We start from the raw sequence: 12,903 nt of genomic DNA on the forward strand, positions 1-12,903 counted from the left end.
CCGTGCCCAGGGAACGCGGACAGAAGGTCGTCGCGACCAACCGCAAGGCGCGGCACGAGTACCTCATCGAGGACACCTACGAGGCCGGGCTCGTGCTGCAGGGCACCGAGGTGAAGTCGCTGCGCGAGGGGCGGGCGTCGCTCGTCGACGGGTACGCGTTCATCGACGGCGGCGAGATGTGGCTCGATGCGGTGCACATCCCCGAGTACACCGAGGGCACGTGGAACAACCACGCGCCCCGGCGCAAGCGCAAGCTGCTGCTGCACAAGCAGGAGATCGTGAAGATCAGCCACCGCATCAAAGAGGGGGGCTACACGCTCATCCCGCTCTCGATCTACTTCAGCGACGGCCGCGCGAAGGTCGAGCTCGCGGTCGCCCGAGGCAAGCGCGAGTACGACAAGCGGCAGACGCTGCGCGAGCGGCAGGACAAGCGCGAGGCGGATCGCGCGATGGCGAGCCGCCGGCACCTCGGCGAGTGAGCCGGGTCGAGCCTGGGTGACCCGCTCGGCCGCCGGAGGTAGGCTCGTCGCGATGAAGACGTCGATGCGCATCCCCGTTCCCGGCACGTACAATTTCCGCGATGTCGGCGGACTGCCCGCCCGCACGGGCCGGGTGCGCGACGGGGTGCTCTACCGGTCCGACGGGCTGTTCCGGCTCGGCGACGCCGGCAAGGCCGAGTTGCGAGAGCTCGGCGTCGGCATCGTGATCGACCTGCGCGACGACAACGAGGCCCGCTCGATGCCCGACGACCTCGACGGGCTCGACGTCGAGGTGCTGCGGCTGCCGGTGTTCGAGGGATCCGGCGCCTCGCAGGGCATGGCGGGCATCTCGCTCGAAGCCCTGTACGACCGCATCGTCACGCAGCATGCGGGCGTCGTGGTCGCGGCGCTGCGCGAGATCGCGAGTGCGGGCGAGCGTTCGGTCATCGTGCACTGCACCGCGGGCAAGGACCGCACCGGGATCGTCGTCGCGCTCGCGCTCCTGGCCGTCGGCGTCGACCGCGAGGCCGTGATCGACGACTACGCCAGGACCGAGGCGAACCTCGCGGGCGAATGGCTCGAGGGCATGGTCGCGGTCATCGCGAAGTACGGCGTGCCCGACACCCCGGAACTGCGCACCCTGATGGGAGGGAGCCCGCGGGAGGCGATCGAGGGCGTGCTCGACACGGTCGAGCGCGCGCACGGGTCGGTGCGCGAGTACCTGCTCGCGTCAGGGCTCGGGCTCGGCGACCTCGCCGGTCTCGAACGCCTGCTCATCGACGGCGACTGAGCCGCGGGCGGCGCCTCAGCCGGTTCGGACCTCGGCGTGGAATCGCGCCTCGACGGAGGCTTCGACGACGAGCACGGCGGGTGCGAACTCGGTGCCCGACCCCGCGCCTCCGCCGTCGTAGGCGGCCATCGCCATCTTCATGCCGCCGCGCGGTGCGGGCGGCAGCGGCTGGGCCGTGAGGAGTCCCGTGTCGGCGAGCTCAACCGGCGTCGGCGCACCGAGCCCGAGGGCGGCCGCGTAGACGCGCGCCTTCGCGATGGCGTCGGCGACCGCGGCGCGCTGCGCGAGTTCCTGCACGCGCCGGCGGGTCGCCTCGGTCAGGCGCCAGTCGATGCCGTCGAGGTCGACGGCCTCACCGTCGGAGACCCGGCTCACCCATTCGCCGAGCCGGTCGAGGTCGCTGAACACGATCTCGACCTCTGACCTGGTCTGGTGCACGAGCGGCAACTGCCGGCCCTCGTTGTTGAACGGGCGGTGCGACCACACTCGAAGCTGACCCGCCGACCAGGTGTCGAGCGCCCCGGCGGCCTCGAGATCGCGAACCTCGGCGAGGAGGCGCTCGCGCGCCCTGGCAGTGCGGGCGAGCGCGGTGTCGCGTTCGGGCTCGGAGACCCCGATCGTGAGCGTGACGGCGGCGAGCTCGGGGTCGACGCGTTCTTCTGCGGTGCCGCGAACGGCGATGACGGTGGCCATTTGGTCCTCCACGAGGCATCCGCTCGAGGTCTGGGAATGGCGGAGCGGTGTCGCCTGTTCTAGACTGTAAGGCCGCGCACCCCTTCGTCCTGCGAACGGGTCGCGACTCTTGGAAACTCCACAGCGTGCGATGAAGGTCCGTCGAATCCGTTCGACGTCACATGGGGATGATCGGTTTCGACATCGCCTGTGTGCCCACGAGAAGCGGGCCGAGGATGCAGGGTTATCTCGTGAACGCCCCCTGCGAACAAATAACTGCCAATAAGAAGCAGTCTGACTTCGCCCTCGCTGCCTAAGCGAGCTCGATAGTCCGTCAGTCCGGGTTCGTTCCCGCCCCGGTCACTGACGTCATCTAGGGAACTTGCTGCGCGTCGTCGCCTGAGCGACGTGCGGGACTCTTTCAGGCTGGGCCCGTCGACTCAGGTGCCTGTGGCAAGAGTCGGGGCCGAGCAGAGCGCTTTCACAGGCTGCGCCCGGAGAAGACGTGGAATCTCAGCGATGGACGGGGGTTCAATTCCCCCCATCTCCACCACCGGCCGTCATCGCACGCTGCGGAAGCCGCAGAACGCCCGGCGACTCCACTCGGAGTCGCCGGGCGTTCTGCGTCGGGGACGGTACGGGTCGGGTGTCGTCGGGGACGACGTGCTGGCTCAGTCGGTGAACGCGCCCCCGCAGTAGTCGCAGTCGGGCTCGGGGCAGTACCAGTTCTCGGGCTGGTGCTCGTCCATCGTCGGATCCTTCGTCGGGGCTGCGCGCGGTGGGGGAGTCGCGTCGCGATGGTTGAAGATCCTGCCAGTCGCGCGGCACGGCGCCATATGGCCGGTGCGGTGAAGTTGTCGGAGCCGATTGTCCATCGTGTCCATGGTGCGACGGATACCGGCAACGGAATACGGCTCGAGGCGGGCCGGGCCGCGCACGGCCCGTGTCGGTGAGTCTGGCTAGCATGACTGCATGCCGTACATCGCCGATGCCGCCAGATACGACCGTATGCCACACCGCCGCACCGGTCGGTCCGGGTTGCAGCTGCCGCTGCTCTCGCTCGGGCTCTGGCAGAACTTCGGCGACGATCGGCCGCTCGAGTCGCAGCGGGCGATCGTGCGCCGGGCATTCGACCTCGGCATCACGCACTTCGACCTCGCGAACAACTACGGCCCGCCGTACGGCGCCGCCGAAGAGAACTTCGGCCGTATCCTCGCGAGCGACCTCGCCCCCTACCGAGACGAGATCGTCGTCTCGACGAAGGCCGGGTGGGACATGTGGCCGGGGCCGCACGGCGTGGGGGGCAGCCGCAAGTACCTGGTCGCGAGCCTCGACCGCTCGCTCACCGCGCTCGGCCTCGACCACGTCGACATCTTCTACCACCACCGCCCCGACCCCGGCACGCCGCTCGAAGAGACGGCGGCCGCCCTCGACCACATCGTGCGGCAGGGCAAGGCGCTGTACGTCGGCATCTCGTCGTACTCGGCCGAGCAGAGCCGTGAGATGGCGCGCCTGCTCGCCGAGCGCGGCACGCCGCTCACGATCCACCAGCCGTCGTACTCCATGCTGAACCGCTGGATCGAGACCGAGGGCCTCCTCGACGCGGCGGCCGACGACGGCTTCGGCGTCATCGGCTTCACCGCGCTCGCGCAGGGCCTCCTGACCGGCAAGTACCTCGGCGGCATCCCGGCCGATTCGCGCGCGGCGGCCGACGGGTCGCTCGACCGTTCGATGCTCTCCGACGAGACCCTCGAGCGCATCCGCGGGCTCGCCGCGATCGCGGAGCGCCGCGGGCAGTCGCTCGCGCAGCTCGCGCTCGCCTGGGCGCTCCGCGACGAGCGGGTGACGAGCCTCGTCGTCGGGGCGTCGAGCGTGCGGCAGCTCGAGGAGAACGTCGCGGCGGTCGACCGCCGCGACTTCACCGCCGACGAGCTCACCGAGATCGACCGGTTCGCCGGCGACGCCGGCATCGACCTCTGGGCCGACGCCCGGGGCGGCGGGCCGCTGCCCGAGTTGCGACCCTGATCGCAGGCGTCGAACGATCCGGATGCCTCGTGACCGGCCACGAGGCATCCGAGGGGGCCGGCGCCGCGGTCAGTCGCGCCGGGCCGCCGCCCTCAGCAGCTCGGCGGCGCGCAGCACCGCCGGGTGGGTGCGCATCGACCGTTTCACCCGCATCATGATGCGGCGCCGTGCGGCCGTGTCGGCGATGGGCCGCAGTTCGACGCCGTCGGGCAGTCCGATCGCGCCGAGGCGGGGCAGCACGGTGATGCCGACGCCCTGCTCGACGTAGTCGAAGGCACTCGTGTAATCGGGCGCGTGCAGGCGGTACTGCGGTGCGAACCCGAGTGCCGCACACGCCGAGAGCACGATCTCGCGGCACGGCCCGTGCGCGTCGTCGTTGTCGATCCACGGCTCGCCCTCGAGTTCGACGAGTCCGATCGACTCGCGCGCGGCGAGCCGGTGTCCCGAGGGCACCACGACGACGTAGCCCTCGGTGCGCAGCTCTTCCAGGTCGTAGCCGTCGGGCGAGCCGTCGGCCACCGCCGGGTCGCGGTCGCCGCGGATCGACTCGGCGATGTAGAGCTCGAGGTCGGGCTCGCCTGAGAGCTGTCCGGCTCGTTCGACCATCGAGAGCTCGAGCCGGAGGTCGGGGTAGGTGCGGGCGAGCTCGGCCACGACGGGCGGCATCCATGCGCGATTCGCCGACATGAAGCAGCTGATGCGCATCGTGCCGCTGCGACCCGCCCGCAGGTCGTCGACCGCGCCATCGAAGTCCGCGAGGTGATCGAGCACGCGACCGGCGCGATCGGCGACCGCGACACCGGCCGAGGTCGGCACGATGCCGCGACCGCGGCGCTCGACGAGGGTCAGACCGGTCTCCCGCTGCAGGGCGCTGACGTGCTGGCTCACGGCCGACGCGGTGTAGCCGAGTCGGGCCGCCGCGCGGTTGATCGAGCCCGTGAGCACGACGGTGCGGAAGACCTGGAGCCGGTGCGGATCGACCATGATCACAATCGTACAGTTCTGCTTAATCGAACCCAAGGATCGTTCGCTTGTGCTGAGATGATCCGATCGTCAGGCTGGGGGAATGCGAACCGCCGCCCCGAGCCTCCAGCCGCCAGCCGTGACCGCGTCGACACCCTCGCCGGGGTGGAAGGTGCTGACGGCGATGCTCGTCGTCCTGGTGCTCTGGGCCTCGGCGTTCATCGCCATCCGCTTCGTCGGCGACGCGCTCTCGCCGGGCCCCCTCGCGCTGGGCCGGCAACTCGTCGGCACCGCGGCACTGGTCGCCGTCGCCCTCGTTCGCCGGCCGCCGTTGCCGCGCGGACGCTCGCTCGCACTCGTGGCCCTGTACGGCGTGCTCTGGTTCGCCGGCTACACCCTCGTGCTGAACCTCGCCGAGCGGCATCTCGACGCCGGCACCGCCGCGATGCTCGTGAACGTCGCACCCCTCATCGTCGCGGTCGCGGCCGGCGTGTTCCTCAAGGAGGGCTTCCCGCGCTCGCTCGTGGTCGGCATGCTCGTCGCCTTCGCGGGCGTCGTGCTCATCGCGACCGGCGGCGTCGGCAATCACGCCGATCCGCTGGGCGTCGTCCTCGGCCTCCTGGCCGCGCTGCTCTACGCGCTCGGCGTGCTCGTGCAGAAGGTCGCCCTGCGCGACACCGACGCGCTGAGCGCGACGTGGGTGGGCTGCGCGATCGGCGCCGCCGCCCTGCTGCCCTTCCTGCCGCAAACCGTCGTCGAGGTCGGCGCCGCGCCCGCGCCCGCGGTCTGGGCGATGGTGTACCTCGGGGTGTTCCCGTCGGCGGTCGCGTTCCTGCTCTGGGCGTACGTGCTCAAGCGCAGTCCGGCCGGCGTCACCGCCTCGGCGACGCTCGCCGTCCCCGCGATCGTCGTGCTGCTCGGCTGGCTGCTGCTCGGCGAGCTGCCGACCGTCCTCGGCATGGTGGGCGGCGCGCTCTGCCTCATCGGCGTGGCGTGGAGCCGCAGGCCGTCACGGCCGGCCCGTCGATGAGCGAGCGGATGCCTCGTGGCCGGCGCCGGCCACGAGGCATCCGTCGCGGGGTCAGCGAAGCGCGGGGAGCACCTCGGCCGCGATGAGCTCGAGATGGTCGAGGTCGCGCAGGTCGACGAGCTGCAGGTAGACGCGGTCGGCGCCGAGCTCGCGCAGCCGCTCGAGCTTCTCGACCGCGGCCGCCGGCGTTCCGGCGATGTTGACCTCGGCGAAGTCGTCGGGGTCCTCGTCGATCGCGGCGAGGCGGCGCAGGTAGTCGGCGTCGTGCTCCGCGACGACCGTCGGCAGTGCGACGGACGTGCGCATCGTCGCGGGGTCGCGGCCGATCGCCTCGCAGGCTCGGCGCACGCGCTCGAAGGCGGCGGCGATCTCGTCCTCCGAGCGGAAGCCGAGGTTGAACTCGGTCGCGAACCGCGCCGCGAGCTCGGGGGTGCGCTTCAGCCCGGCGCCGCCGATGACGACCGGCACGCGGGACTGCACGGGCTTCGGGAGCGCCGGTGCGCCGGCGAGCGCATAGTGCTCGCCGGCGAAGTCGAAGGCCTCGCCCACCGGCGTCGCCCAGAGGCCCGTGACGATGTCGAGCTGCTCCTCGAGCAGGTCGAAGCGCTTCGGCGGGAACGGGATGCCGTAGGCGGTGTGCTCCTCGGCGAACCATCCGGTGCCGAGGCCGAACTCGGCACGGCCGCCCGACATCGCGTCGACCTGGGCCACCTGGATCGCGAGCAGCGACGGGTGGCGGAACGTCGCCGACGAGACGAGGGTGCCGAGCCTGATGCGCTCGGTCTCACGGGCGAGGCCCGCGAGGGTCACCCACGCGTCGGTCGGGCCGGGCAGCGGGTCGCCGTCGCCCATGCGCAGGAAGTGGTCGGAACGGAACCAGCCGTCGAAGCCGAGGCGCTCGGCGGCCTGCGCCTGGGCGAGCTGCTCGTCGTAGCTCGCGCCCTGCTGCGGTTCGGTGAAGACGACGAACTCCATGCCGGTCACGCCCGCTCGCCGAGCGCCTCGAGCACCGTCTCGTGCAACCGGCCGTTCGTCGCGAGCGCCGAGCCGTGCCACGGGCCGGGCTCGCCGGTGATCGAGGTGAATCGCCCGCCCGCCTCCTCGACGATCGGCACGAGCGCGGCGAGGTCGTAGGGCTTCACGTCGAACTCGCCGGTCACGTCGATGAGCCCCTCGGCGAGCAGCATGTACGACCACAGGTCGCCGTAGGCGCGATCGCGCCAGACCCGTTCGGCGAGGGCGAGCAGGCGGTCGAGGTAGCCGGCCTCGCGCCACTGGGCGATGCTCTGGAAGCTCAGCGAGGCATCGGCGAGGTCGGCCACCTGCGACACGGCGATGCGGCGCGGGGTCGCGCCCGAGGCATCCGTCGTGAACGCGCCGGCGCCGCGCGCCGCCCACCAGCGCCGGCCCAGCGCGGGGGAGGAGGCGACGCCGACGACGGGCACGCCGTCGATCGCGAGCGAGATGAGCGCGCCCCACACCGGGACGCCGCGCATGAAGTTCGACGTACCGTCGATCGGGTCGATGATCCACTGACGCGTCGTGTCGCCCGACGTGCCGAACTCCTCGCCGAGGATGCCGTCGGCGGGGCGCGCCTCGGCGAGCCGATCGCGAATCGCCCGTTCGACGGCGAGGTCGGCCTCGGTCACGAACGTGCGGTCGGGCTTCGTCGACACGGCGAGGTCGACGGCGCGGAACTTCGCGATCGCGACGGCGTCGGCGAGGTCGGCGAGCTCGAGGGCGAGTTCGAGGTCGTCGGCGAGGTCGAGGGCGGTGGTTTCGGCGTGGTCGGTCACGCGATTCAGGCTATCGGGCGCGGGTGAACACGCCGTGCCGTGCTCGATTGGCGCAGCGGCGAACGACCTGATAACGTTGACGCTCGGTTCGGTTGTTGAAAAACAGCCCCGAATCGATGCACCTCTAGCTCAATCGGCAGAGCAACTGACTCTTAATCAGTGGGTTCAGGGTTCAAGTCCCTGGGGGTGCACCAAGAGAAGCCCGGAACGCACGCGAATCGCGTGGTTCCGGGCTTCTTCCGTGTGCGGTCGTGCGGCGCGCACCTCTCGCGAGGACGTCAGGGCATCATGCCGCCGCGCATCTGCCGCATCGACTTCTCGCGCTCGACGTCGACCGAGTTCGCGACGTCCGTGCCGCCGGGCGCGGGTCGGCTGGAGCGGCCGGCCTTGCGGCGACGCGTGTACATCCACTGGCCGACCGCCCAGACGGCGATCAGCACCCCGATCGCGAGCCAGAAGGACCAATCCATCACGCACCTCCGCGAGGGTTTCCGACGAGTGACCCTCAATGTACCCCCGATGGTGGACGACGCGGCGGCGGGCGCGACGCGAGCGCGCCGAGGCGTGCGTCTCAGTCGTCGAAGCCGCGGGCGACGAGCGCCTCGCCGAGATGGTCGGCCGTGCGCAGCGCGCGCACGATGACGGGCACCGCGAGCGCCATGACCGAACCCTCCGCACCTCGGGCCTTCCTCGCCTCGAGCACCTCGCGAACGATGTCGGCGAGCAGGGGCACGCAGCGGATCGCGAGCGCGAGGGCGAGGCCGACTCGGTCGGCGTCGACCCATCGGTGCAGCGGGCGCAAGAGCAGCTGCATGGCATCGAGGGTCGCGGAGACGGGCGTCGTGAGCGTGTAGAGCGCGGCGAGCGCAACGGCGATCACGAGCCGGAACGCCATCGTGGCCGCCGACTCCCAGCCGGAGAACAGCCACTGCACGGGCACGGCGAACGCGAGCACCCAGAGGATGGGGACGATCTGCCGCCAGGCGGCGCGCGCCGGAAGGCGCGCGACGAGGAACAGCACGATGGTCGCCGCAGCGGCGGCGCCCAGGACGACGAGCGAACTCTGCACCGCGACGACGGTCACGAGCACGGCGAGCAGCCCGAGCTTCAGGAGCGCGGGCGCCCGGTGCACGAGCGAGTCGCCGGGGTGGAAGACGCCGATCACGATTCCGCCGCTCAGCCGATCAGGGACCGGTAGGCCGCGAGCGCACCGGCGGGCTCGTCGTCGGCGACGACGCGGCCCGACTCCATGACGATCACCCGGTCGAAGTCCTCGAGCAGTTCGAGCTGGTGGCTCACGACGACGAGCCGCTGGTCGAGCGCGCGGAAGTGGTCGGCGACGAGCCGGGCGTTGCGCGCGTCGAGCAGTGTGGTCGGCTCGTCGGCGACGACGATCGCCGGGTCGGCGACGAGCACCGACGCGAGGGCGAGCAGCTGCTTCTGCCCGCCCGAGAGGCGGTGCGCCGGTCGATCGGCGAGGCCCATGAGCCCGAAGCGCTCGAGCGTCGCCTCGACGCGCGCCGCGGCATCCTCGGCCGGCAGCCGATGGCGGCGCAGGGTGAATGCGACGTCTTCGCGGACCGTGGGCATGACGATCTGGTTGTCGGCGTTCGTGAACACGAAGCCGACCCGGCGGCGCACGTCGCGACCGCGTCGCGCGACGTCGAGGTCGTCGACGATCACCCGACCCGTCTTCGGCGTCACGAGGCCGTTGATCATGCGGGCGAGGGTCGACTTGCCCGAGCCGTTCGCGCCGACGATGCCGACCCGTCGTTCGTCGATGACGAGCGAGACGTCGTCGACGATCGGCTCGGCGCCGAAGTCGTGCGAGACGCGGTCGAAGACGATCCCGCTCATGCGACGCGCTCCACGATCATCGCGATGCCCTGGCCGCCGCCGATCGAGCACGCGGCGAGGCCCGGGCGGTCGTCGTCGGCGGAGAGCATGCGCGCGGCGAGCCGCACGAGCAGCACGGCGCCCGAGGCACCCCACGGATGTCCGATCGCGATGGCACCGCCCTCGGCGTTGACGATCTCCTCGTCGAGCGCGAGGGCATCGGTCACGGCGAGGAGCTGCGCGGCGAACGCCTCGGTGATCTCGACGAAGCCGAGGTCGGCCGGGGCGAGGCCCGCCCGGACCAGGGCGGCCTGCGCGGCCGGCGCGGCGCCGAGCCCGGGCAGGGCGGGGTCGCCCGCGGCGACGGCGGCCGCGCGGACGCGGAGCGCGGGCAGCCCGAGTTCGCGCGCGAGCTCCGGCGTGGTCACGGCCATCGCCGCTGCGCCGTCGGAGAAGCCGCAGGAGTTGCCGGCCGTGACGGTGCCGGCACCGGCGGCATCGCTCGAGTCCGCCGGGTCCGACACGAAGGCGGGCGCGAATCGTGCGAGCGTCTCGAGACTCAGCCGGCGCGGCCGGTCGTCGCGGACGACCCCGTCGACGGCGACGAGCTCGGCATCGAAGCCGCCCGAGCGGTGGGTGGCGAGCGCGAGACGGTGCGAGCGCTCGGCCCAGGCGTCCTGGCGTGTGCGGGAGATGCCGGCGACGGCGGCGAGCCGGTCGGCGGCGGGACCCATGTCGGGGTCGGGCAGCCCGGGCGGGGCGAACGGTGCACGGTCGTACCGGGCACCCGTGTCGCGCCAGCTGCGAACCGGCGCCGTCGACGCCGACTCGGCGCCGCCGGCGACGAGCAGCCGGCCGTCGCCCGCCCGCACGCGGGCCGCCGCCTGCATGACCGCGTCGAGACCCGAGCCGCACTGCCGGTCGACGGTCACACCGGGAACGCCGACGCCGAGACCGGCGCGGAGCGCGGCGACGCGGGCGAGGTCGCCGCCGGGGCCCATGCAGTTGCCGAGCACGACGTCGTCGATCGGCACCTCGGCCGGCGCGACCCGCGCGGCCACGGCCGCGAGCACGGGCGCGGCGAGCGCATCGACCGAGTGGCCGGCGAAGCCGCGGCCGGCAGTGCCGATGGGCGTACGGCGGCCCGCGACGAGGACGGGGGTCGGGGCGGCGGTCATGCGGGTCCTCCCGTCGGTGGTGCGGCGTTCGTCGGTGCGGCGCCTGCTGCGACGGCGCGGATCGCGTCGTGGCGGCGGGCTGCGGCCCGGTGCTCGCCGTCGAGCCCGCCGGCGGCGAGCGCCGACCGGAGCGCGCCGCGGGCGACCTTGCCCGAGTCGGTGCGCGGCAGCGGGGCGAAGAACCAGCGGCGCGGCAGCTCGGCGACCTCGAGGCGCGCCCTCGCCTCCGCGACGATCTCGTCGCGGAGGTCGGTCGCGTCGCGGGGGTCCGCGGCCTCGTCGTCGCCGCCGAATGCGTCGCGATCGGTCGCGCGGACGCGCTCGTCGAGCTCGTCGAGCTCGTCGAGCTCGACGATCGCGACCACGCGCTCGCCGAGCAGCTCGTTCGGTTCGCCCACGACGGCCACCGCGGCGACGCCCGGGAGGCCGGCGAGCACGCCCTCGATCCGTTCTGCGATCACGGTGGCACCGGCTGTCGTGATCGCCGCATCGCCGCGTCCGAGGATCGTGAGGGTGCCGTCGGCGCCCAGTTCGGCGAGGTCGCCGACGGTGGCGAAACCGGCGGCGTCGCGGCGCAGCATCCCGCCGACCGCGTCGATCGCGAGATAGGGCGACCGCACCCAGAGCTCACGACCGCCGGCGGCCTCGCGCAGCTCGATCTCGGCACCCGGGAACGCAACGAGCCCCTCGCCGTGCCCGGCCGCGACGAACGAGAGCTCGGCCGCACCGTAGTACTCCGTGAGCCGGAGGCGCGCACGGGCGGTGTGCCGCACCCGCTCGGGGAGCGCGGCGCCCGCGACCACGGCGGCACGGGCGTCGAGACCGCCGTCGAGGAGCCGGGCCAGCCTCGTCGGCGTCGCGTGCACGACCGTCGCATCGCGAACGGAGTCGCCGACGACCGCGCCCGCCCACAGCGCGTGCAGCGCCGCGTAGAGGTGCATCGAGACGTGCAGCGGCCCGGTCACGGCCACGCGGTCGCCGGCCTCGATGCCGGCGAGCTGCGCCAGCGGCGCAGCCGACTCGAGCCAGGATGCCTCGGTGCGGGCCACGACCGTGGGCGCGGTGCCCGACGAGCCCGAGGTGCGCAGCGCGATCGCGGTGGCCGCAGGCAGCAGGTCGTCGAGGCGCCGTGCCTCGTCGGACGACCCGCCGACGAGGACGGGCCGACCGCGCTCGAGGGCCGCCAGCACGGTCGTGATGAGCTCGACCGGTGCCGTGCCGACGGGGCAGGGCACCAACCCGGTGCCGCCGGGCAGGCGGGCCGCGGCGACCGCCGCGGCGAGCTCGCCCACGCGCACGACGTCGCCGCCGAACGCGAGGGCGGGCGCACCGGGCGAACCCCGCAGCCACTCGCTCACGCGGCGTCGACCGCCCCGGCGTCGAGCGCGGCGCGGCGCGCCCACGGCCACGAACGAGGCTCGATGAGGCCCGGCCAGGCGCGGTGCACGCCCTTCGCGACGAGCACCGTGATGACGACCTTCAGCGCATCGCCGGGCAGGAACAGCAGCGAGCCGGCGGCGGCGACGCCGATCGGGGTGCCCGTCATCGCCGCGAGGACGGGGATGCCGACGGCGTAGATCGCGACGATGCCGCCGAGCGCCGTCCAGAGCAGTGCGGGCACGACGCGGTAGCGGGGGAGCAGGCGCGCGGTCGCCCAGCCGATCACCACGACCCCGACGAGCCACCCGATCAGGTAGCCGACCGACGGGCCGACGAAGACGCCGAGCCCGCCGCGGCCGCCGGAGAGGAGCGGGAGTCCCGCGGCGACGAGGGCGATGAGCAGCAGCACCGAGAGGAAGCCCTTGCGTGCACCGAGGATGGCGCCCGCGAGCATGACGCCGAGCGTCTGGAACGTGATCGGCACCGCGGTGCCGCCGAGGTAGATCGCGCCGGGCAGGCCGAGCGCGGCGATGAGGCCGGTGAAGACCGCGATCTGCGCGAGGTCGCGTGCGGTGTGGCGCCGCGTCGGCGCGTCGACGACGTCGGTCTCCGAACCGCTCGTCGGGCCGGCGGTGGGCGGGGTGCTGCTCGGTGCGGTGCTCATCGGGATCCCCTCTCAAGGCGTGCGGGCGGAGTGCCCGTGAATCACGCTATGAGGGCGGGGAGGGGTCGCGTCGCCCCAGCCGTACAAGAT

Annotated in this window: 14 protein-coding genes, 1 tRNA gene and 1 other RNA gene; 6 read left to right on the forward strand and 10 right to left on the reverse strand. The window is 72.8% G+C overall.

The window, feature by feature from the left end; translation table 11 throughout:
* Nucleotides 1-2: 2 nt before the first annotated feature.
* Nucleotides 3-479: an SsrA-binding protein SmpB gene (smpB, locus tag LR269_RS09900; RefSeq protein ID WP_231430624.1), complete on the forward strand. Its 477-nt coding sequence runs from the start codon at nt 3-5 to the stop codon at nt 477-479.
* A 52-nt stretch (nt 480-531) separates the two neighbouring features.
* Nucleotides 532-1,269, forward strand: coding sequence for a tyrosine-protein phosphatase (locus tag LR269_RS09905; protein ID WP_231430625.1), 738 nt, complete (start codon nt 532-534; stop codon nt 1,267-1,269).
* Between the two features lie 15 nt (nt 1,270-1,284).
* Here LR269_RS09905 and LR269_RS09910 read toward each other — a convergent pair whose 3' ends face one another.
* Nucleotides 1,285-1,962: an SIMPL domain-containing protein gene (locus tag LR269_RS09910; protein WP_231430626.1), complete on the reverse strand. Its 678-nt coding sequence runs from the start codon at nt 1,960-1,962 to the stop codon at nt 1,285-1,287.
* A 163-nt stretch (nt 1,963-2,125) separates the two neighbouring features.
* Here LR269_RS09910 and ssrA point away from each other — a divergent pair.
* Together ssrA and mgrA are read left to right on the forward strand one after the other, a co-directional pair.
* Nucleotides 2,126-2,494: a transfer-messenger RNA gene (ssrA, locus tag LR269_RS09915) on the forward strand.
* Nucleotides 2,495-2,913: 419 nt separating this feature from the next.
* A complete protein-coding gene (gene mgrA, locus LR269_RS09920) occupies nt 2,914-3,966 on the forward strand; it encodes an L-glyceraldehyde 3-phosphate reductase (RefSeq protein WP_231430628.1) in 1,053 nt (350 codons plus the stop codon).
* A 69-nt stretch (nt 3,967-4,035) separates the two neighbouring features.
* On the opposite strand, the gene LR269_RS09925 is transcribed toward mgrA, so the two are convergent.
* On the reverse strand, nt 4,036-4,950 hold the full coding sequence (locus LR269_RS09925; protein ID WP_231430629.1) for a LysR family transcriptional regulator: 915 nt from the start codon (nt 4,948-4,950) through the stop codon (nt 4,036-4,038).
* Nucleotides 4,951-5,032: 82 nt separating this feature from the next.
* On the opposite strand from LR269_RS09925, the gene LR269_RS09930 reads away from it, so the two are divergent.
* Entirely contained in the window at nt 5,033-5,959 is a 927-nt protein-coding gene (locus tag LR269_RS09930; protein WP_231430631.1) for a DMT family transporter, read from the forward strand.
* A gap of 51 nt (nt 5,960-6,010) precedes the next feature.
* Here LR269_RS09930 and LR269_RS09935 read toward each other — a convergent pair whose 3' ends face one another.
* Entirely contained in the window at nt 6,011-6,934 is a 924-nt protein-coding gene (locus tag LR269_RS09935; protein ID WP_231432309.1) for an LLM class F420-dependent oxidoreductase, read from the reverse strand.
* Nucleotides 6,935-6,939: 5 nt separating this feature from the next.
* Nucleotides 6,940-7,755 (reverse strand): inositol monophosphatase family protein, encoded by an 816-nt coding sequence (locus LR269_RS09940; protein ID WP_231430632.1) that lies wholly within the window; start codon nt 7,753-7,755, stop codon nt 6,940-6,942.
* Nucleotides 7,756-7,873: 118 nt separating this feature from the next.
* On the opposite strand from LR269_RS09940, the gene LR269_RS09945 reads away from it, so the two are divergent.
* A tRNA-Lys gene (locus LR269_RS09945) sits at nt 7,874-7,949 on the forward strand.
* 84 nt (nt 7,950-8,033) lie between these two features.
* Here LR269_RS09945 and LR269_RS09950 read toward each other — a convergent pair.
* From LR269_RS09950 to LR269_RS09975, 6 genes are all read right to left on the reverse strand, one after another.
* Nucleotides 8,034-8,225 carry a hypothetical protein gene (locus LR269_RS09950; RefSeq protein WP_231430634.1) on the reverse strand — a complete coding sequence of 64 codons (192 nt, stop codon included), beginning with the start codon at nt 8,223-8,225 and terminating at the stop codon, nt 8,034-8,036.
* Nucleotides 8,226-8,326: 101 nt separating this feature from the next.
* Nucleotides 8,327-8,920, reverse strand: a complete 594-nt coding sequence (locus LR269_RS09955) for an energy-coupling factor transporter transmembrane protein EcfT (protein WP_231430636.1) — start codon at nt 8,918-8,920, stop codon at nt 8,327-8,329.
* 11 nt (nt 8,921-8,931) lie between these two features.
* Nucleotides 8,932-9,612 carry an energy-coupling factor ABC transporter ATP-binding protein gene (locus tag LR269_RS09960; RefSeq protein ID WP_231430637.1) on the reverse strand — a complete coding sequence of 227 codons (681 nt, stop codon included), beginning with the start codon at nt 9,610-9,612 and terminating at the stop codon, nt 8,932-8,934.
* Nucleotides 9,609-10,769 carry a thiolase family protein gene (locus tag LR269_RS09965; RefSeq protein ID WP_231430639.1) on the reverse strand — a complete coding sequence of 387 codons (1,161 nt, stop codon included), beginning with the start codon at nt 10,767-10,769 and terminating at the stop codon, nt 9,609-9,611. The genes LR269_RS09960 and LR269_RS09965 overlap by 4 nt, the downstream gene beginning before the upstream one ends.
* The gene (locus tag LR269_RS09970; protein ID WP_231430640.1) at nt 10,766-12,127 is read right to left on the reverse strand and encodes an AMP-binding protein; all 1,362 of its coding nucleotides are present in this window, start codon (nt 12,125-12,127) and stop codon (nt 10,766-10,768) included. The genes LR269_RS09965 and LR269_RS09970 overlap by 4 nt, the downstream gene beginning before the upstream one ends.
* A complete protein-coding gene (locus LR269_RS09975) occupies nt 12,124-12,813 on the reverse strand; it encodes a biotin transporter BioY (RefSeq protein WP_231430641.1) in 690 nt (229 codons plus the stop codon). Before LR269_RS09975 ends, LR269_RS09970 begins: the two co-directional genes overlap by 4 nt.
* Nucleotides 12,814-12,903 lie beyond the last annotated feature (90 nt).

The sequence above is a fragment of the Agromyces sp. S2-1-8 genome, assembly GCF_021129215.1.
Classification (GTDB): domain Bacteria; phylum Actinomycetota; class Actinomycetes; order Actinomycetales; family Microbacteriaceae; genus Agromyces; species Agromyces chromiiresistens.

Coding starts and splice junctions, on each gene's coding strand:
- LR269_RS09905 (WP_231430625.1), top strand. CDS start 532: ATGAAGACGTCGATGCGCATCCCCGTTCCCGGCACGTACAATTTCCGC.
- LR269_RS09910 (WP_231430626.1), bottom strand. CDS start 1,962: ATGGCCACCGTCATCGCCGTTCGCGGCACCGCAGAAGAACGCGTCGAC.
- mgrA (WP_231430628.1), top strand. CDS start 2,914: ATGCCGTACATCGCCGATGCCGCCAGATACGACCGTATGCCACACCGC.
- LR269_RS09925 (WP_231430629.1), bottom strand. CDS start 4,950: ATGGTCGATCCGCACCGGCTCCAGGTCTTCCGCACCGTCGTGCTCACG.
- LR269_RS09930 (WP_231430631.1), top strand. CDS start 5,033: ATGCGAACCGCCGCCCCGAGCCTCCAGCCGCCAGCCGTGACCGCGTCG.
- LR269_RS09935 (WP_231432309.1), bottom strand. CDS start 6,934: ATGGAGTTCGTCGTCTTCACCGAACCGCAGCAGGGCGCGAGCTACGAC.
- LR269_RS09950 (WP_231430634.1), bottom strand. CDS start 8,225: ATGGATTGGTCCTTCTGGCTCGCGATCGGGGTGCTGATCGCCGTCTGG.
- LR269_RS09960 (WP_231430637.1), bottom strand. CDS start 9,612: ATGAGCGGGATCGTCTTCGACCGCGTCTCGCACGACTTCGGCGCCGAG.
- LR269_RS09965 (WP_231430639.1), bottom strand. CDS start 10,769: ATGACCGCCGCCCCGACCCCCGTCCTCGTCGCGGGCCGCCGTACGCCC.
- LR269_RS09975 (WP_231430641.1), bottom strand. CDS start 12,813: ATGAGCACCGCACCGAGCAGCACCCCGCCCACCGCCGGCCCGACGAGC.